30 protein-coding genes and 1 pseudogene are annotated in these 17,278 nt (G+C 54.4%); all 31 read right to left on the bottom strand.

Annotated features, from left to right (window positions below):
- Nucleotides 1-64: 64 nt before the first annotated feature.
- Nucleotides 65-472, bottom strand: a complete 408-nt coding sequence (gene rplQ, locus QQL54_RS00150) for a 50S ribosomal protein L17 (RefSeq protein WP_284386423.1) — start codon at nt 470-472, stop codon at nt 65-67.
- Nucleotides 473-525: 53 nt separating this feature from the next.
- The gene (locus tag QQL54_RS00145) at nt 526-1,542 is read right to left on the bottom strand and encodes a DNA-directed RNA polymerase subunit alpha (RefSeq protein ID WP_284386421.1); all 1,017 of its coding nucleotides are present in this window, start codon (nt 1,540-1,542) and stop codon (nt 526-528) included.
- Between the two features lie 106 nt (nt 1,543-1,648).
- A complete protein-coding gene (rpsK, locus tag QQL54_RS00140; RefSeq protein WP_284386420.1) occupies nt 1,649-2,038 on the bottom strand; it encodes a 30S ribosomal protein S11 in 390 nt (129 codons plus the stop codon).
- A 9-nt stretch (nt 2,039-2,047) separates the two neighbouring features.
- Nucleotides 2,048-2,416, bottom strand: coding sequence for a 30S ribosomal protein S13 (rpsM, locus tag QQL54_RS00135; RefSeq protein ID WP_284386419.1), 369 nt, complete (start codon nt 2,414-2,416; stop codon nt 2,048-2,050).
- A 230-nt stretch (nt 2,417-2,646) separates the two neighbouring features.
- A complete protein-coding gene (locus QQL54_RS00130) occupies nt 2,647-3,267 on the bottom strand; it encodes an adenylate kinase (RefSeq protein WP_348520681.1) in 621 nt (206 codons plus the stop codon).
- 40 nt (nt 3,268-3,307) lie between these two features.
- On the bottom strand, nt 3,308-4,678 hold the full coding sequence (gene secY / locus QQL54_RS00125; protein WP_284386417.1) for a preprotein translocase subunit SecY: 1,371 nt from the start codon (nt 4,676-4,678) through the stop codon (nt 3,308-3,310).
- A gap of 135 nt (nt 4,679-4,813) precedes the next feature.
- The gene (locus QQL54_RS15430) at nt 4,814-5,113 is read right to left on the bottom strand and encodes a DUF2853 family protein (protein ID WP_348520680.1); all 300 of its coding nucleotides are present in this window, start codon (nt 5,111-5,113) and stop codon (nt 4,814-4,816) included.
- An 87-nt stretch (nt 5,114-5,200) separates the two neighbouring features.
- A pseudogene (gene rplO / locus QQL54_RS15425) lies at nt 5,201-5,788 on the bottom strand (50S ribosomal protein L15); the annotation flags it as partial.
- A 46-nt stretch (nt 5,789-5,834) separates the two neighbouring features.
- Nucleotides 5,835-6,023 (bottom strand): 50S ribosomal protein L30, encoded by a 189-nt coding sequence (rpmD, locus tag QQL54_RS00115; protein WP_284386415.1) that lies wholly within the window; start codon nt 6,021-6,023, stop codon nt 5,835-5,837.
- A complete protein-coding gene (gene rpsE, locus QQL54_RS00110; RefSeq protein WP_284386414.1) occupies nt 6,024-6,590 on the bottom strand; it encodes a 30S ribosomal protein S5 in 567 nt (188 codons plus the stop codon).
- A gap of 9 nt (nt 6,591-6,599) precedes the next feature.
- Entirely contained in the window at nt 6,600-6,953 is a 354-nt protein-coding gene (gene rplR / locus QQL54_RS00105) for a 50S ribosomal protein L18 (protein WP_284386413.1), read from the bottom strand.
- Nucleotides 6,953-7,486, bottom strand: a complete 534-nt coding sequence (gene rplF / locus QQL54_RS00100) for a 50S ribosomal protein L6 (protein WP_284386412.1) — start codon at nt 7,484-7,486, stop codon at nt 6,953-6,955. The genes rplR and rplF overlap by 1 nt, the downstream gene beginning before the upstream one ends.
- Before the next feature lie 13 nt (nt 7,487-7,499).
- Nucleotides 7,500-7,898, bottom strand: coding sequence for a 30S ribosomal protein S8 (rpsH, locus tag QQL54_RS00095; protein WP_284386411.1), 399 nt, complete (start codon nt 7,896-7,898; stop codon nt 7,500-7,502).
- Nucleotides 7,899-7,911: 13 nt separating this feature from the next.
- Entirely contained in the window at nt 7,912-8,217 is a 306-nt protein-coding gene (gene rpsN / locus QQL54_RS00090; protein ID WP_284386410.1) for a 30S ribosomal protein S14, read from the bottom strand.
- 67 nt (nt 8,218-8,284) lie between these two features.
- Complete coding sequence (gene rplE / locus QQL54_RS00085; RefSeq protein ID WP_284386409.1) at nt 8,285-8,839, bottom strand: 50S ribosomal protein L5; 555 nt, start codon at nt 8,837-8,839, stop codon at nt 8,285-8,287.
- On the bottom strand, nt 8,832-9,152 hold the full coding sequence (gene rplX, locus QQL54_RS00080; protein ID WP_284386408.1) for a 50S ribosomal protein L24: 321 nt from the start codon (nt 9,150-9,152) through the stop codon (nt 8,832-8,834). The genes rplE and rplX overlap by 8 nt, the downstream gene beginning before the upstream one ends.
- Nucleotides 9,153-9,154: 2 nt before the next feature.
- Nucleotides 9,155-9,523 (bottom strand): 50S ribosomal protein L14, encoded by a 369-nt coding sequence (gene rplN / locus QQL54_RS00075; RefSeq protein ID WP_189497357.1) that lies wholly within the window; start codon nt 9,521-9,523, stop codon nt 9,155-9,157.
- Between the two features lie 50 nt (nt 9,524-9,573).
- Entirely contained in the window at nt 9,574-9,807 is a 234-nt protein-coding gene (gene rpsQ, locus QQL54_RS00070; RefSeq protein WP_284386407.1) for a 30S ribosomal protein S17, read from the bottom strand.
- Nucleotides 9,808-9,812: 5 nt separating this feature from the next.
- On the bottom strand, nt 9,813-10,037 hold the full coding sequence (rpmC, locus tag QQL54_RS00065; protein ID WP_284386406.1) for a 50S ribosomal protein L29: 225 nt from the start codon (nt 10,035-10,037) through the stop codon (nt 9,813-9,815).
- Nucleotides 10,038-10,039: 2 nt separating this feature from the next.
- Nucleotides 10,040-10,459: a 50S ribosomal protein L16 gene (rplP, locus tag QQL54_RS00060; protein WP_284386405.1), complete on the bottom strand. Its 420-nt coding sequence runs from the start codon at nt 10,457-10,459 to the stop codon at nt 10,040-10,042.
- 12 nt (nt 10,460-10,471) lie between these two features.
- Nucleotides 10,472-11,203, bottom strand: coding sequence for a 30S ribosomal protein S3 (rpsC, locus tag QQL54_RS00055; RefSeq protein WP_284386404.1), 732 nt, complete (start codon nt 11,201-11,203; stop codon nt 10,472-10,474).
- On the bottom strand, nt 11,203-11,589 hold the full coding sequence (rplV, locus tag QQL54_RS00050; protein WP_284386403.1) for a 50S ribosomal protein L22: 387 nt from the start codon (nt 11,587-11,589) through the stop codon (nt 11,203-11,205). Before rplV ends, rpsC begins: the two co-directional genes overlap by 1 nt.
- A gap of 6 nt (nt 11,590-11,595) precedes the next feature.
- Nucleotides 11,596-11,874 carry a 30S ribosomal protein S19 gene (rpsS, locus tag QQL54_RS00045; RefSeq protein ID WP_284386402.1) on the bottom strand — a complete coding sequence of 93 codons (279 nt, stop codon included), beginning with the start codon at nt 11,872-11,874 and terminating at the stop codon, nt 11,596-11,598.
- Nucleotides 11,875-11,889: 15 nt separating this feature from the next.
- Entirely contained in the window at nt 11,890-12,726 is an 837-nt protein-coding gene (gene rplB, locus QQL54_RS00040) for a 50S ribosomal protein L2 (protein WP_284386401.1), read from the bottom strand.
- A gap of 4 nt (nt 12,727-12,730) precedes the next feature.
- Nucleotides 12,731-13,027, bottom strand: coding sequence for a 50S ribosomal protein L23 (locus QQL54_RS00035; RefSeq protein ID WP_284386400.1), 297 nt, complete (start codon nt 13,025-13,027; stop codon nt 12,731-12,733).
- Nucleotides 13,024-13,644 carry a 50S ribosomal protein L4 gene (gene rplD, locus QQL54_RS00030; protein ID WP_284386399.1) on the bottom strand — a complete coding sequence of 207 codons (621 nt, stop codon included), beginning with the start codon at nt 13,642-13,644 and terminating at the stop codon, nt 13,024-13,026. Before rplD ends, QQL54_RS00035 begins: the two co-directional genes overlap by 4 nt.
- 2 nt (nt 13,645-13,646) lie before the next feature.
- Nucleotides 13,647-14,474 (bottom strand): 50S ribosomal protein L3, encoded by an 828-nt coding sequence (gene rplC / locus QQL54_RS00025; RefSeq protein ID WP_284386398.1) that lies wholly within the window; start codon nt 14,472-14,474, stop codon nt 13,647-13,649.
- A 249-nt stretch (nt 14,475-14,723) separates the two neighbouring features.
- A complete protein-coding gene (locus QQL54_RS00020) occupies nt 14,724-15,887 on the bottom strand; it encodes a sensor histidine kinase (RefSeq protein WP_284386397.1) in 1,164 nt (387 codons plus the stop codon).
- A 41-nt stretch (nt 15,888-15,928) separates the two neighbouring features.
- A complete protein-coding gene (locus QQL54_RS00015; protein WP_284386395.1) occupies nt 15,929-16,558 on the bottom strand; it encodes a heme NO-binding domain-containing protein in 630 nt (209 codons plus the stop codon).
- A gap of 215 nt (nt 16,559-16,773) precedes the next feature.
- Nucleotides 16,774-17,088: a 30S ribosomal protein S10 gene (rpsJ, locus tag QQL54_RS00010; RefSeq protein WP_284386394.1), complete on the bottom strand. Its 315-nt coding sequence runs from the start codon at nt 17,086-17,088 to the stop codon at nt 16,774-16,776.
- An 86-nt stretch (nt 17,089-17,174) separates the two neighbouring features.
- Nucleotides 17,175-17,278, bottom strand: a 104-nt coding sequence (locus QQL54_RS00005; protein WP_284389417.1) for an EF-Tu C-terminal domain-related protein, incomplete at its 5' end; no start/stop codon positions are given.

The following is a 17,278-nucleotide window of genomic DNA, read 5'->3' as shown; positions in this document are numbered from 1 at the left end:
ATGCTCAGCTCACAAAAAAGCCCGCCTCAAGGGGCGGGCTTCTCTAATGTGTGGGATTGAACGACTAGGCGTCAGCCTCTGCACGTTCGCGGTCGATCTTGCCTTTAGCGCTTTCGTCACGGTCGACGAATTCAATCACGGCCATGGGCGCGTTATCACCGTAGCGATAGCCAGCCTTCAGGACACGGATGTAACCGCCGGAGCGATCCGCATAACGGGGGCCCAGAATATCAAAGAGCTTCTTGGCCTGTTCCTTATTGCGCATGCGAGCAATCGCGATGCGGCGGGAGTTTAGGTCACCCTTTTTTGCAAGCGTTACGAGCTTTTCCACGAACGGACGAAGCTCTTTCGCTTTCGGCAGTGTCGTGACGATTTGCTCGTGTTCGACCAGCGAGCTGGACATATTAGCGAACATCGCCTTGCGGTGCGAGGCGGTACGGTTGAGTTTGCGGTGGGCAATGCGATGGCGCATGGCTGTCTTCCTTGTGCTTTAAAACGTGCGACCTGAGTTCAGTCGGAAAAAGACTAAATGTGGTCGTCGTATTTCTTGGCGAGATCTTCAATGTTTTCTGGTGGCCAGTTCGGAGCGTCCATACCGAGGTGCAGACCCATGGCAGCGAGAACTTCTTTGATCTCGTTCAGGGATTTGCGACCGAAGTTTGGCGTGCGAAGCATTTCGGCTTCTGATTTTTGGATCAGGTCGCCGATATAAACGATATTGTCGTTCTTCAGGCAGTTGGCTGAACGGACTGACAATTCCAACTCGTCGACCTTGCGCAGAAGCGCTGGGTTGAAGTCGAGTTCTGGTTTTTCTTCACCGCGAACTGTGTCTTCCGGATCGTCGAAGTTGACGAAGACCTGGAATTGATCCTGTAGGATGCGAGCCGCAACGGCGATGGCATCTTCCGGGCTCACAGCACCGTTTGTTTCAATATCGATCAGCAGCTTATCATAGTCGAGAACTTGACCTTCGCGCGTGTCTTCCACGCGGTAAGCCACACGTTTGACCGGCGAATAAAGTGCATCAATGCTGATCAGGCCAATTGGCGCATCTTCCGGACGCGACGCAGACGCAGGCACGTAGCCTTTGCCCGACGTAACTGTCAGTTCCATGCGGATGTCCGCGCCTTCATCAGCAGTACAGATGATGTGATCTTTGTTGAGGATCTCGACATCCGCTGTTTCTTCAATGTCGTGGCCAGTCACAGGACCGGAGCCTGTTTTACGCAGTAGAACTTTCTTCGGTCCATCTGTGTGCAAACGCACTGTCAGACCCTTCAAGTTCAAAACGATGTTGGTGACGTCCTCACGCACGCCTGGGATAGACGTGAACTCGTGAACGATACCGTCAATCTGAACAGCTGAGACAGCAGAGCCCTGCAACGAGGACAGCAGAACGCGACGAAGCGCGTTGCCAAGCGTCATACCAAAACCGCGCTCCAAAGGTTCAGCCGTGATTGTGGCTTTACGTTCTGGGTTGCGACCCGGTTCGATTTCCGGGTTGATCGGACGAATAAGTTCTTGCCAGTTCTTTTCGATCATGGGTGTTCCCTCTCCTGAGGAAGCCTCGTTAGTTGAGGCTGTAAGCCTAGTAGAACCGTCGTCCCGCTAGGCCGTAAAAAACTAAAGTCGAGCTCGACGTCGCAGATTATACTCTGCGACGCTTTGGCGCGCGGCAGCCATTATGCGGGATCGGTGTGACGTCACGGATTGTTGTGATCGTAAAGCCAGCAGCCTGCAGCGCGCGGACAGCTGATTCACGGCCCGAACCCGGTCCGTTCACATTGACTTCCAGCGTGTTCATGCCGTGCTCTTGCGCTTTTGTCGCCGCATCTTCCGCTGCAACCTGAGCTGCATAAGGCGTCGATTTACGCGACCCTTTAAAGCCCATTGTGCCCGCAGAAGACCATGCCACAGCATTGCCTTGAGCATCAGTGATGGTGATGATTGTGTTGTTGAACGTAGAGTTCACATGGGCAACGCCAGAGGTGATGTTCTTACGGTCGGCGCGACGAACGCGTGTTGGTTCCTTAGCCATGATCAGCCCCTACTTCTTCTTGCCGGCGATGGCTTTAGCAGGACCCTTACGGGTACGAGCATTGGTGTGAGTCCGCTGACCGCGGACAGGAAGGCCACGGCGGTGACGCAGACCACGATAGTTACCCATGTCCATCAGTCGTTTGATGTTCTGGCTGACTTCGCGGCGTAGATCGCCCTCAACCATATGGTCGCGGTCAATCGTCTCACGAATCGAAAGAATTTCAGCATCAGTCAAATCCTGAACGCGGCGATCATCAGCGATGCCGACAGCGGTGCAGATCTCGACGGCTTTGGTCGAACCGATACCGTGAATATAAGTGAGCGCGATTTTTACGCGCTTATTGGTCGGGATATTAACCCCAGCGATACGAGCCACGTTGCTCTTCCTTCTTGCCTGGCGTGCCTACGCCGGGATGGCCGGGCGCGCTTTGGACCGTCATACGGGTCCGCTTGTTTCTTTTTGCCCTCGCCTCTCAGTCAAGAAAGGTGGAGAGCGATTTCCCATAGGGATATGGGCGGATTAACGCGCCGCCTCTTCGCGAAGGGCGCTCCCTTAGTCTGCCACCGCAGTTCCGTCAACCGGAACGCAGCAGCCTTCATCAGTCTTTAACCGCCAAATAGCCGGGCAAAGAAACCCTTCTTTTCCGACGCTTTCTTGGCTTTCACCATCTCCAGCACGGCAGCGACTTGAGCAGACACATTATCAATCGATTCCATGCCGTTAACTTCAGCCAGCTTACCCTGAGCCGCATAGTAAGGCAGCAACGGAGCCGTCTGTTTATTATAGTTCCCCAGACGAACCCCGAAAGTTTCCGGGTTATCGTCTTTGCGACCTTGCTCCGCGAAACGCGAACTGATCCGTTCCATCAATGCGGCATCATCCACCTTTAGGCGGATCACCGAATCGATGGCCATGCCACGGCCGGTCAATGCGGCGTCGAGTGCCTCAGCCTGAGCGACCGTGCGTGGGAAACCATCATAGATGAACCCGGCCACATCCGTATTATTATCGACCTGCTCTTCGATCAGGGCGATGACGATTTCGTCTGAAACCAGATCGCCGCGCTCCATAATGAGCTTCACGCGTTCACCGAGATCAGAGCCGGACGCGACAGCTGCGCGCAACATGTCGCCTGTTGAGAGTTGGATCAGACCGTGATCCTTAACCAATTTTTTTGCCTGCGTGCCTTTGCCGGCGGCGGGCGGTCCAAACAGGATCAGGTTCAGTGTTTTGTCACGCGTTGACATGATCGCCCCTTACCCAGCCCTATTTCTTTTTCGCTCTGCGGCGCATTCGAGATTTCTTGATCAGGCCTTCATACTGGTGGGCAATCAAATGTGATTGAATTTGCGCGACCGTGTCGAGCGTCACCGAGACGATAATAAGCAAGCTCATCCCGCCGATCAGCATGGCAACAGACGGTGGGATACCGTCATTCTGCGCAATCACGATTTCCGGGACCACACAGACAAAGGCGACATAGAACGCGCCGATAAAGGTCAGGCGAGAGAGAACATAGGTCAGATAGTCGGCCGTGCGAGCACCTGGACGAATACCGGGCAGGAACCCTCCATTCTTACGTAGATTGTCCGCCACATCATCCGGTTTAAAGACGTAAGGCACGTAGAAGTAACAGAAAAAGACGATCAGCAATCCGTAGAGCGCGAGATAGATCGGCTGACCATAACCCAAAGCTGCGAGCAGCGTCGTGGCGATACCGGACGCTCCGGAACCGTCTTGGCCCAGCATCAACGGCGCCAGCGTGGTCGGCAGGATCAGCAAAGAGCTGGCGAAAATTGGCGGGATCACACCGGCCGTATTGAGCTTGAGCGGCATGAAGGAGCTTTCGCCGCCAAACTGCTGGCCGCGCGCCATTTGTCGTTTTGGATATTGGACCAGCAAACGGCGCTGGGCCCGCTCGACGTAAACAATCAGCATCGACAGGGCGATAAACATCACGATCAGGAATAAGAGCAACTGCGTTGAAACAACGGATGAGGAGCTATTCAAAGAGAAGACTTGGAAGATAGCCCGAGGCAGCTCCGCGACAATACCGGCGAAAATGATCAGCGATACACCGTTGCCGACACCGCGTGCCGTCACTTGTTCGCCCAGCCACATCAGGAACATAGTCCCGCCAACCAGCGTAATCACGGTCGAGGTTTGGAAGAAGAGGCCTGGATTAATGGCCGCACCGCTATTTTCAATCAGCTTGGCCACACCAAACGCTTGAAACGCGGCGAGGACGAGCGTGAGATAGCGCGTATACTGGTTGATCTGCTGACGGCCTTGCTGGCCTTCTTTATCAAGCTCTTTGAGGCTGGGGACGGAGCCCTTCATCAGCGTCATGATGATCGACGCCGAAATGTAAGGCATCACGTTAAGCGCAAAAACGGCCATGCGTTCGACCGCACCGCCGGAGAACATATTCAGACGATCACCAAAACCGCCTGATGTGCCGCTGTCGAGAAAGCCCTGGAAGACACCCAGATCGACGCCAGGAACGGGAATATAGGTCCCAAGACGATAGATAATCAGAATGCCGAGTGTGAAGAGCAGACGTTGCTGCAGTTCTTTCGCTTTCAAGAATGTTCCGGGTCGGAAATTCTGAGCGAGCTGTTCGGCGGCTGATACCATGATCGATAAGTCCCTTGCCGCGAACGGTCCCGAAGAAGTTCGGGCTGTCCGGCAGTCTTCCTTAACTAGGAAGTGTCCGTCGCGGACGAAAGACCCACGCCCGTAATCGTGAGATCACGGGCGTGGGTGAAACGCTTAAAATTCGCCTAGCTTGCCTTCGTTCTTGGCCAGCAGGTAATAGAAGGTGACGCGGTTTTTCATCCGTGTCGGCTTCATGGTTGTGCAGACAGCTTTGACCTTTTCAAGAGCCGCGTCCTTGTCGTCCACGCCAAGCTTCTTTTTCATGAAGCCTTTGACGATGGTGTCGAGCTCAGTTTCGTCAGAGCATGACACATATTTCGCATCTTTATTCGCGAGCGAACCGCCGAGATATTTCTCGACCTTGGTAACAGTCGCATTGTCTGCGTCAGCGTCATATTCACGCGTCTTAGCCAGATATTCGCTCTCAGCGTCGTCAGCTTTCGCTGCCTTCTTAGCCGGAGCTTTCTTAGCTGTTTCTTTTTTAGGCGCTGCTTTTTCGTCAGCCTTTTTGGCCGCAGGTTTCGCAGTTGCTTTTTTAGCAGCAGGTTTCACATCCGCTTTCTTCGCGGCTGGCTTAGCTTTCGGCTTGGCTGGAGCTGCATCCTCATCGCGCGTAACGCGCTCAGGTTTGCCTTCGACGATCGTGATGGAGCCTTTGGCACCCTCAATGATGCCTTGAGCACCCTTAGTCGCACCCGCAACATGCAGATCCAGCGCTTGGCTCAGCTCGCCACCCCCGATGATGCGTACACCATCATTGGAACGACGGATCACACCAGCGCGCACAAGCGCTTCAGCATCGAGCTTATCGCCCTTTTTGATCTTACCCGCCTGAATCGCGCGCTCGAGGTTTGCGATGGACAGCTCAGCATAACGCTTGCGGTTTGGATTGTTAAAACCACGCTTAGGCAGGCGCATGTGGATCGGCATTTGGCCGCCCTCAAAGCCATTGATCGAAACACCCGAACGGGATTTCTGACCTTTGACGCCGCGACCCGCGGTCTTGCCTTTGCCGGAACCGATACCACGGCCGACGCGCTTGCGGGCTTTGGTTGCACCCGGATTGTCTGAAAGTTCGTTCAAACGCATTGTTCTTACCTTTCGAGAGGTTTCCTTAGCTCAAAAGAGCCGAGGACTACTCTTCGACGATCTCCACGAGGTGGGAGACTTTGTTGACCATTCCGCGAACGGACGGTGTATCTTCAAGCTCGCGAACGCGGCCCATTTTGTTCAAGCCGAGACCGATCAGGGTCGCACGTTGATCCGGCTTACGACGGATCGGCGAGCCTGTTTGGCGGACCTTCAAAGTTTTCTTGGCAGCCATTTAAGCCTCCAACGCTTCCGGAGCGGATGCGCCGTCAGCGCGACGCTCAACGATATCCGCGACCTTCTTGCCGCGCTTAGACGCGACGGTGCGTGGGCTTTCCATACGCTTCAGACCGTCAAACGTGGCGCGAACCATGTTGTATGGGTTTGAGGTACCGATTGACTTCGCAACGACGTCCTGGATGCCGAGGCATTCCAACACAGCGCGCATTGGACCCCCTGCAATCACGCCAGTCCCGGGAGGGGCTGCACGCATCATGATTTTGCCAGCGCCGTGACGGCCTTTGACATCATGGTGCAACGTCCGACCTTCGCGCAATGGCACGCGGATCATGGTCTTTTTGGCTTCTTCGGTTGCCTTGCGAATAGCTTCAGGTACTTCGCGGGCTTTACCCTTACCGAAGCCAACGCGACCTTTTTCGTCACCAACTATGACGAGAGCCGCGAAGCTCATGTTCCGGCCACCTTTGACCGTTTTTGCAACGCGGTTGATGTGCACCAACCGGTCAATGAATTCATTGTCCTGGTCGTCACGACCGCGGCGATTATCGTCTCTACGTGCCATAATCGTTTCCTAGAACTTCAAGCCGGCTTCACGCGCGGCCTCAGCCAACGCCTTGACGCGACCGTGATAAAGATAGGCGCCGCGATCGAACACGACATCCGTGACGCCCGCTTTGGTCGCGCGCTCGGCAATCAATTTGCCGATGCGCGCCGCCGCCGCAACGTCGGAACCCTTCTGGCCCTTGTCTTCGAGCGACGAGGCGGACGCAACCGTCACGCCGTTCGCATCGTCGATGAGCTGAACGGAAATATTCTTGTCTGAGCGGTGCACAGACAGGCGCGGACGCCCCTGCGAATGCTTTTTGAGGCGGCGACGCACACGTTGCGCGCGACGCTTCATGGATGAGTGGGCAGTGGAAGCCATTACTTCTTCTTCCCTTCTTTCTGACGCACATACTCGCCAACATAGCGAACACCTTTGCCTTTATAAGGCTCGGGCTTACGGAAGGCGCGGATCTCGGCAGCGACTTGACCGACTTGTTGCTTATTGATTCCAGAGACAATCACGGAGGTCGGTTTTGGCGCCTCAATCGTGATTCCGGCAGGCGGTGTGTAATTGATATCGTGGCTGTAACCGAGCTGCATCGTCAGGCCTGTGCCTTTAGATTGGGCCCGATAACCAACGCCGCGAAGCTCAAGAGCTTTGGTGAAACCGTTGGTTACACCTTCGATCATGTTCGACACCATTGTGCGGGCCATGCCCCACATAGCGCTTGCATTTTTGACGCCTTCAACGCCTGTGATCGTCAGCTCATTATCTTTGAACTCTCCGACGACTGCGTCGGGAAGAACGAAAGACAGCTCTCCTTTCGGCCCTTTGACCGAAATAGTTTGGCCGGATTGCGTCAGTGTGACGCCAGACGGCACCGTAATGGGCTTTTTGCCGATACGTGACATAGCTCGCCCTTTCCTAGGAGACTTGGCAGAGGACTTCGCCGCCGACATTATTTTCGCGGGCAGCGGTGTCGCTCATGACGCCCTTGGGCGTGGACAAGATGGAGATACCGAGACCATTGCGGACCTGCGGCAGTGTTTTAACGGATGAATAGACACGACGGCCAGGCTTTGAAATCCGCTTAATGTCGCGAATAACGGCTTCGCCTTCAAAATACTTCAATTCGACATTGAAGACGCGGAAACCTTTGTCGTCCTTGGATTCTGAATAACCGCGGATGAAGCCTTCATCAGCCAACACATCGAGGACGCGTCCACGAAGATTGGAGGCCGGTGTCGACACGTTTGAACGGTTACGCATGATCGCGTTGCGGATACGTGTGAGCATATCGCCGAGGGGATCGGAAAAAGACATTGATCTCTCCTCCTTACCAGCTGGATTTCGTGAGGCCTGGGATCAGACCCTGGCTGCCGAGTTCGCGTAGGGCGATCCGGCTCATTTTCATTTTACGATAATATCCGCGCGGACGACCCGTGACCTGACAACGGTTACGAATACGGGTCTCTGCCGAATTGCGCGGCAAAGCTGCGAGTTTGAGCTGAGCGGCAAAGCGCTCTTCAACAGGCAGGTCTTTGTTACGAGCAATATCTTTGAGCAAAGCGCGCTTGCCGGCATATTGAGCCACAAGGCGCTGGCGCTTCATATTACGTTCGACTGAACTGACTTTAGCCATTCAATTTTTCTCCTGGTGCTGGGAGCGCCCGAAAGGGTGCCTCCCGCTTTGCTTGCTGCGTTCGCTCTTACTTCCGGAACGGGAAGTTGAGCGCGGCCAACAATGCTTTGGCTTCTTCATCTGTTTTGGCGCTGGTTTGCACCACGATATCCATACCACGCGTGGCATCGGACTTATCATAATTGATCTCTGGGAAGACCAGCAGGTCGTTCAGACCCATGGCGAAATTCCCGTTACCATCGAAGCTCTTGGCGTTCAGTCCACGGAAGTCACGAACACGCGGCAGAGCTATGTTGGTCAGGCGATCAATAAATTCCCACATCCGGTCACGGCGTAATGTAACCTTCGCGCCAATCACCATCCCATCGCGAAGCTTAAAGCCCGCAATGGATTTTTTGGATGTCGTTGGAAGAGGCTTCTGACCAGCGATGAGCGTGAGCTCTTCGATTGCGGCTTCAACCTTCTTCTTATCAGCAACGCCTTCGCCGAGACCCATATTCAGGACGACTTTCTCGACCTTTGGAATCTGCAGCTCGTTCGTGTAACCGAATTGCTCTTTAAGGGCCGGGCGGATCTCGTCACGATAGACGGCCGCGAGGCGGGGTTCGTACGGCTTAGCCATCGATGACTTCTCCCGACTTACGCGCCACGCGAACTTTCTTACCATCCTTAAGCGTCTTGAAACCGACACGAGTCGGGACGTTTTCAGTTGGGTCGATATGCGCGACGTTGGAAATATGAATAGGCGCTTCGAACGTACGAATGCCGCCCTCTGGATCGGTTTGGCTCGGACGCACGTGACGCTTCACGATGGCCACGCCTTCGACGACAACACGATCTTCCTTTGGGATGACGCGAAGGACATTGCCCTTTTTGCCTTTATCCCCACCGGCGATGACGACGACATAATCGCCTTTTTTGATCTTCGCAGCCATGACTACAGCACCTCTGGTGCGAGCGAGACGATTTTCATGTGGTTTTTAGCGCGGAGTTCACGAGGAACTGGGCCAAAAATCCGTGTGCCAATCGGCTCGCCATTATTATTGATGATGACAGCAGCATTGCCGTCAAAGCGGATGACGCTTCCGTCACGACGCTGAATGTCTTTGCGGACGCGAACGACGACAGCCTTACGGACATCACCCTTCTTGACCTTACCGCGCGGAATCGCTTCCTTCACGGACACGACAATCGTGTCGCCGACGTGGGCGTAACGGCGTTTGGAACCGCCCAGCACCTTGATGCACTGCACGCGGCGGGCGCCGGAGTTATCCGCGACCTCCAGATTGGATTGCATCTGAATCATTGTATTCTCCTAACTTGGCAGTTTCGATCATCACATCTTAGGCCGGAGCCTTAGGACGCGGTGACGACTTCCCAGGTCTTGGTTTTGCTCTTGGGTGGGCATTCAATGATGCGCACCTTGTCGCCGACTTTATGCGCATTGTTCTCATCATGAGCCGCATAGCGCTTAGAGCGGCGGATGGTTTTTTTCAGCAACGGGTGCAGGAACTGACGCTCCACTTTGACCACGATGGTCTTGTCACCTTTGTCGGACACGACTGTGCCGCGAAGAATGCGCTTGGGCATAGCTCTTACGCCTCTGTCTTCTTAGCAACCGACTTACGTGCGGATTGCAAGGTTTTCACACGAGCCACAGCCCGGCGGACTTCACGAACGCGTGCCGTGCTTTGCAGCTGGCCCGTTGCGTTCTGGAAGCGCAGGTTGAATTGCTCTTTCTTGAGCGTCAGCAACTGATCGGCGAGTTGATCGTCGGACAGCTGGCGCAGCTCTTCTACTTTTAGGTTCTTATCAGCCATGACTATGCTCCCTCACCCGGACGGGTGACGATCTTGCATTTGACCGGCAATTTGGCGGCACCCAGGCGCAGCGCTTCGCGAGCCACCTCGTCGGACACACCGTCGATTTCAAACATGATCCGGCCCGGACGCACTTTGGCGGCCCAGAATTCAACGGAACCCTTACCTTTACCCATACGGACTTCGGTCGGCTTCTTCGTGACAGGGATGTCCGGGAAAATCCGGATCCACACACGACCAGCACGTTTCATGTGACGCGTGATCGCACGACGAGTCGCTTCGATCTGACGCGCGGTAATCCGCTCGGGCTCCATAGTTTTCAGACCATAGGACCCAAAGGTCAGCGACGTGCCGCCCTTGGCCATACCTTTAATCCGACCCTTATGGGCTTTACGGAACTTGGTTCTCTTTGGCTGACGCATCTCGCCTGCCTCCTAGTTCGCGCGAGCCGGACGGCGATCGCGGCCACCGCGATCAGCGCCACGAGAGCGCGTATCGCCCTGCTCGGTCATACGGCGCTCATGAGCATAGGGGTCATGCTCCATGATCTCGCCTTTGTTGATCCACACTTTAATGCCGATGATGCCCATGGCAGTCATCGCGCGTGCGGTCCCGTAGTCGATGTCGGCGCGCAGCGTATGCAGCGGCACGGCACCTTCTTGATACTGTTCAACCCGAGCGATTTCGGCACCGCCGAGACGACCACCCAGTTTGATTTTGCAGCCCTTGGCACCCATGCGCATCGCGCTCTGCAGCGAACGCTTCATAGCGCGACGGAATGAGACACGACGCTCAAGCTGTTGGGCAATGCCCTCAGCAACGAGGTTAGCGTCAACTTCCGGCTTACGAACCTCAACCAGATTGATGAACACTTCGCCGTCAACCATTGAGGCGACGCGCTTACGCAGTGATTCAATGTCAGCACCTTTTTTACCAATCACAACACCCGGACGCGCCGTGTAGATAGTGATGCGGCATGTTTTGTGCGGACGCTCGATCACGATGCGTGAAACGGAAGCGTTCTTCAGCTCATTGTGCAGAAAGCTACGGATAGCCAAATCTTGATGTAGGAGATCGCCATACTCATTCGTGTTGGCGTACCAACGCGACTGCCATGTGCGATTAATACCGAGGCGAAGGCCGATCGGATTGATCTTCTGACCCATTACGCGGCCTCCTCTTCGGAAACTTCTTTCACGACAATTGTCAGTTCAGAAAATGGCTTCAAGATCTGCGCGCCGCGACCACGAGCGCGAGCCCGGAACCGCTTCATCACGAAGTTCTTGCCAACATAGGCTTCGGAAACGATCAGATTGTCGATGTCCAGATTGTGGTTGTTCTCGGCATTCGCGATGGCGGACTCGAGAACCTTCTTCACATCGCCGGAAATGCGCTTGTGAGAGAATTCCAGATCAGCCAGCGCTTTGTCCACTTTCTTACCACGGATCAACTGAGCCACGAGGTTCAGCTTCTGTGGTGAGATGCGGATCATGCGCAGTTTTGCGCGCGCCTCATTGTCGGCAAGCCGACGCGGTTGTTTTTGTTTGGCCATCGGTCTCTATCTCCGCTTGGCTTTTTTATCGGCAGCATGGCCGTAATATGTACGTGTTGGCGCAAACTCACCGAGCTTGTGACCCACCATGTCTTCGTCAACCAAAACTGGCACGAATTTTTTGCCGTTGTGGACCTGGAATGTCAGGCCAACAAAGTTTGGCATAATGGTGGAGCGGCGCGACCAGGTCTTGATCGGTTTGCGGCGGCCTTCGGCGTGAGACGCTTCGGCCTTCTTGAGCAGGTAACCGTCAACAAACGGACCCTTCCAAACGGAACGTGGCATAGTCTCGTCCCTTTCCTAGCGTTTCTTCTTCGCGTGACGCGAACGGATGATGAATTTATCGGTCGACTTATTAGAACGCGTCCGCGCCCCCTTAGTCGGCTTACCCCAAGGCGTAACCGGGTGACGACCACCGGACGTCCGACCTTCACCACCACCATGGGGGTGATCGACCGGGTTCATGGCCACACCGCGAACGGATGGGCGAACACCGAGCCAGCGTTTACGACCAGCTTTACCGAGGTTGATGTTCATATGGTCTGGATTTGACACAGCGCCAACGGTGGCCATGCAAGTCTGGTGAACCATACGCATCTCGCCGGACTTCAGACGAATTTGCGCGTAACCTTCGGAACGACCCACGAGCTGAGCATAAGTCCCAGCAGAACGAGCCAACTGAGCACCCTTACCAGGCTTCAGTTCGATATTATGAATGATTGTACCAACCGGCATCGCGCGCAAAGGCATCGCATTACCAGGTTTCACATCAGCGCGTTCAGCGGCAAGAACCGTGTCACCCTCAGCCAAACGCTGCGGTGCAATGATGTAAGCTTTCTCGCCGTCTTTATACTGGATCAGCGCGATAAAGGCCGTCCGGTTTGGATCATACTCCAAACGCAACACTGTGGCTTCCATGCCCATCTTGTTCCGCTTGAAATCGATCTTGCGGTAAAGACGCTTGTGGCCACCACCCTGACGACGGGACGTGATGCGACCTGTATTGTTCCGACCACCGGTCTTCGTCAGACCTTCGGTCAGCGACTTTTCAGGACGCCCTTTGTGGAGCTCGCTGCGGTCAACCTGCACGAGGTGACGGCGCGATGGGCTCGTCGGATTAAATGTCTTAAGTGCCATGGTCCTACAGCCCCGTCGCAATATCGATGGTGTCGCCATCTTTCAGCGTGACGATGGCCTTCTTAACGTCGTTACGACGACCTGGACGACCGCGGAAGCGCTTGGCTTTACCCTTGGTCAAGATCGTGTTCACAGCCGTGACCGAAACGTTGAACAGCTTTTCAACAGCCGCTTTAATTTCCGGCTTCGACGCGCTCAACGGCACCTCAAAGACGATCTGGTTATGCTCAGCAACGATCGTCGACTTCTCAGTGATGACTGGAGTCAGGACCGTATCGTAATGTTTGGCGTTCGCGCTCATTTTAGACGCTCCTGCAGGGCTTCAACGGCATCCTTGGACAGCACCAGCGTGTGGCGACGTAGGATGTCGTAGACGTTAGCGCCTTGGCTCGGCAGCACGTCGACATTCGGAATATTGCGAGCCGCACGACCGAAGACGGCGTCGATCTCGCTTCCACCAACGATCAAGGCATTGGTAACACCCATGCCCTCAAGCTGTTTACGCAAAGTAGCCGTTTTGGCTTCCTTGAGCGCCAGCGTATCAACGATGATCAACTCACCCGCTGACTGCTTAGCAGACAGAGCGTGGCGAAGAGCCATCTTGCGGACTTTTTTGGTCAGGTCATGCGAGTGATCACGCATACGTGGGCCGTGCGCTTTTGCGCCGCCGCGGAACTGTGAAACAGAGCCGTTACCGTGACGCGCTGTACCGCCACCTTTTTGCTTGCCGATACGCTTCGTTGTTTTAGACACATCGCCGCGCTCTTGCACTTGATGTGTACCCGCCCGGCGCTTAGCCAGCTGGTAACGCACCATACGGTGCAGAATGTCTTTGCGCGGCTCTTGGCCGAACACGGCATCATCAAGGTCGACAGAGCCGCCCTTCTTGCCGTCGAGTGTTGTCACATCGATCTTCATGACTACTCTTCCTCAGCTTTATCTGCGGCCTTGGGCGCTTCGACAGCCGGAGCCGCGTCAGCTTTATCATCTTTGGCAGCAGACTTTTTAGAAGCGGCAGGCGCTTCCATTGTGAACTTACCTGGCATTGGCAGATCGTCAGCTTTCGTGCCTTTGACGGCATCCTTCAGCTCAATCCAGCTACCCTTGGATCCTGGGACATGACCCCGGACCAAAACCAAACCCTCTTCAGCGTCAACGCGAGCCACAGTCAGGTTTTGCAGAGTCCGGCGAACCGCACCCATATGACCTGCCATCTTCTTACCCTTGAAGACGCGGCCCGGATCCTGACACTGACCCGTAGACCCGTGCGAACGGTGAGAGATAGACACACCGTGCGTGGCGCGAAGACCACCAAAGTTGTGACGCTTCATCGCGCCCGCAAAACCCTTACCGACGGTAATGCCGGATGCGTCAATCTTCTGACCGGGAACAAAGTGCTCGGCGGACATGGCCGCACCAACTTCGATCATATTGTCAGGTGAGACGCGGAACTCGACCAGTTTCTGTTTGGGCGTCACGCCCGCTTTGGCAAAACGCTCACGCTCGGCCTTGGCCACGCGCTTCACTTTAGCTTCACCAGACCCTAACTGCAGAGCAGCATAGCCGTCGCGCTCGGGTGTCTTTTGCGCCACGACCTGACAGCCCTCTAGGGCTAGGACGGTGACTGCTGTATGATTGCCGGCGTCGTCATAAACTCGGGTCATCCCGAGTTTCCGCGCCAATAAACCTGATCGTTGCATCAGTAGGTTATCCTTCACGAAGATCGCCCGGCGACCCTCATTGGCCATCAGGCGTCATATGCACAGCGTTTGAGAAGAGAGCTAACGATCTAACAAAACCGGGCCAGCACGCCGCGAAAGACGTCTGGCCAATTCAGAGTTCAAGATCGTGAGCTGCGTCTGCTTAAAGCACTGCCAGCTATGAACGTTGCGGCGCATACGAGGATGACTCGCACTCGTCAACCAAAGAGGTGCAGAAAATATTATCGGGCTATCAACATAGTCTACGTCACATTTATGACTTTGGAGATTAACCCTCTAAGCGGCCACGCCTGCCTCATCCGTAGCAGAACGCGGTCGCTCAGCCTGAAAACAAATTGTGAAGGTTGACCCGCATCCGCTTTCACTTTTAACCTGAATATCACCGCCCATCATGCGCGCGAGGTTCTGGGCAATCGACAGACCCAAGCCTGTTCCTCCATATTCTCGCGTTGTCGAGCTATCAACCTGGCTGAAACGCTCGAAAAGCACTTCTTTGGCAGTGTCCGGGATACCGATACCTGTGTCTGTTACGGAGACATAGAACGTATAGCCACCCTGAACTGTTTCGCTTGATAGCACGATCGAAACAGATCCTTCGCGCGTAAACTTAACCGCATTTGATATAATGTTAGACACACACTGACCCGCTCTATGAGCATCAATCCAGGCCAGAGGCGGGAAACCATCGTCAATTGTCAGCGTGTAATTGAGACCCTTCTGCACGGCGGTAGCGTGGTGAAGGCTTACGATTCGCGTCACCATTGCGGCAAAGTCTTCATTCTGCGGGTCTAGATCAACCTGCCCCGCTTCGATTTTCGTCATATCAAGCACATCATTCAAAATGGCTAGAAGCGCGTTTCCAGAACTCAAGATGATATCCACCATCTGCTGATCCTGATCTTCAAAGCTTCGCGTGCTGAGCAGCTGAGCCATGCCCAGTATGCCATTGAGCGGGGTCCGCAATTCATGGCTCATCGTAGCCAAAAACTGCGACTTGGCCACGCTGGCAGCTTCCGCCAAAATACGCTTCTCTGTCACTTCAGCACCCAGCATTTGGGCTTCTTTCATCAGTGCAAAATATAATTTTGAGGCAATCTGCATGTCCATGGCGCTATCAGTCGGAGAAAAATCCTCAAATCGAAGCGCCCGTCGGTTTTTTTCATTTGGGCCAACTGGGATATGCCGGATCATTAGATAGACGACCGCATCGTTCGGAACAGCACTCCCTCGCAGAAGCAGCCCATCGGCTTCAGCTCGACCACAGAGTTGAACTTGCCGTGTTAGCTTTTTGTGACCGCCATTCCGTACTTTCTTGATTTCAGTGATGTCAAAAAACCGCGATAATTTCTCACCTATCGGATTACAGTCGAGATGATGCAGCAAAGACGGCCCCATACGAACGATCTGTGCGTGCCGATTAATGACAATAAATGACGGCATCAGAACATTTAGGTGCTTATCTGTAAGAGTTAGCGGCACTGTTAGGCTGCGTTTTCATTGGTCATGACAGAGCGCTTTGAAAACATGTCGGGCGCGTGATTATGAGCGTCGTCCATGAGATCGGCGGTTGCCGTCATCTTGATCCGAGACAAGACGAAGTGAGCATGACCGCCCCTCATCTCCCATTCCATGTTTATCGCTTCATCGTAATGCTTGAAAAGGGCATCAAAAATTCCCTCAACAAAACATTCCAACCCGCCCCGTTGAGATCGATAAATGATTTCGAATCCGTCAGCATCTGACCGGATCAAATCAAAAGATGGCATAATGGCTTCCGGCAGGGCCACATTGAGACTGTGATGCATGCGATCAAGATTTGCCAGAAATTGCCCTAAATCACTCCCAGCCATTGAGAAGAGACTACCATATCCCGCGTTCATCGCGAAATCACACCAATGCTGTCCGGCAAGACGCAGGACATCATCTCGAGCTACATCCAACGCGTCAGCCACTGTATCAATGAGTCGAAAAGTCGTCTCATCAGAGTAATTCGCTGGGCTCAAAAAATGCTGATCCGTTAAACCAGCTGCATCTACAATACTTTTCCATACACCCTCGTCTGCATTGAGGAGGACAGTACTTTTCACAGCATTATGAATGATTCCGTACATAGAGCCTCAGATGCATTTCGAGATGCTATCTGGCTATAAATCGGCACTTAACAAATCATGATGAAGTCACATTGGCGGTCAGAATGTCGCAGGGGACAATTTTGGATCCGTTTTCGCAAGACCCGCCTCACTCAAGCCGGACATGAACAGGTCCCAAAACAAAAAAAAGGCGTCCCGAAGGGCGCCTTTTTCAATCTTGTTTCCAACTGATCCGCTTACGCGCCCAGCTTGATCTCCACGTCCACGCCGGCGGCGAGGTCGAGTTTCATGAGCGCATCGACCGTTTGCGGCGTTGGATCGACAATGTCGAGCATACGCTTATGCGTGCGGATTTCGAATTGCTCGCGCGATTTCTTATTTACGTGGGGTGACCGGTTAACGGTAAATTTCTCGATACGGGTCGGTAGCGGGATCGGGCCACGAACAGAAGCGCCAGTGCGCTTCGCCGTTGCGACGATTTCGCCGGTCGATTTGTCGAGGATGCGGTGGTCGAACGACTTCAACCGGATGCGGATGTTCTGGCGATCCATGAGTGTGACTCTAGCTTAACGGTTCAAACAGCAAACCATCCCGACCGAATGCCGGGACAGCGATTGGTATAGGAGAAAGCTGACGCTTAATCCGTGATTTTTGAGACGACGCCGGCGCCGACTGTGCGGCCACCTTCGCGGATGGCGAAGCGGAGCTTCTCTTCCATCGCGATCGGGACGATCAGCTCAA

Source organism: Algimonas ampicilliniresistens (genome assembly GCF_030159955.1).
GTDB lineage: Bacteria > Pseudomonadota > Alphaproteobacteria > Caulobacterales > Maricaulaceae > Litorimonas > Litorimonas ampicilliniresistens.
Note: the sequence above shows the minus strand (reverse complement) of the source record. Positions and strands in the feature narration are given on the sequence as shown.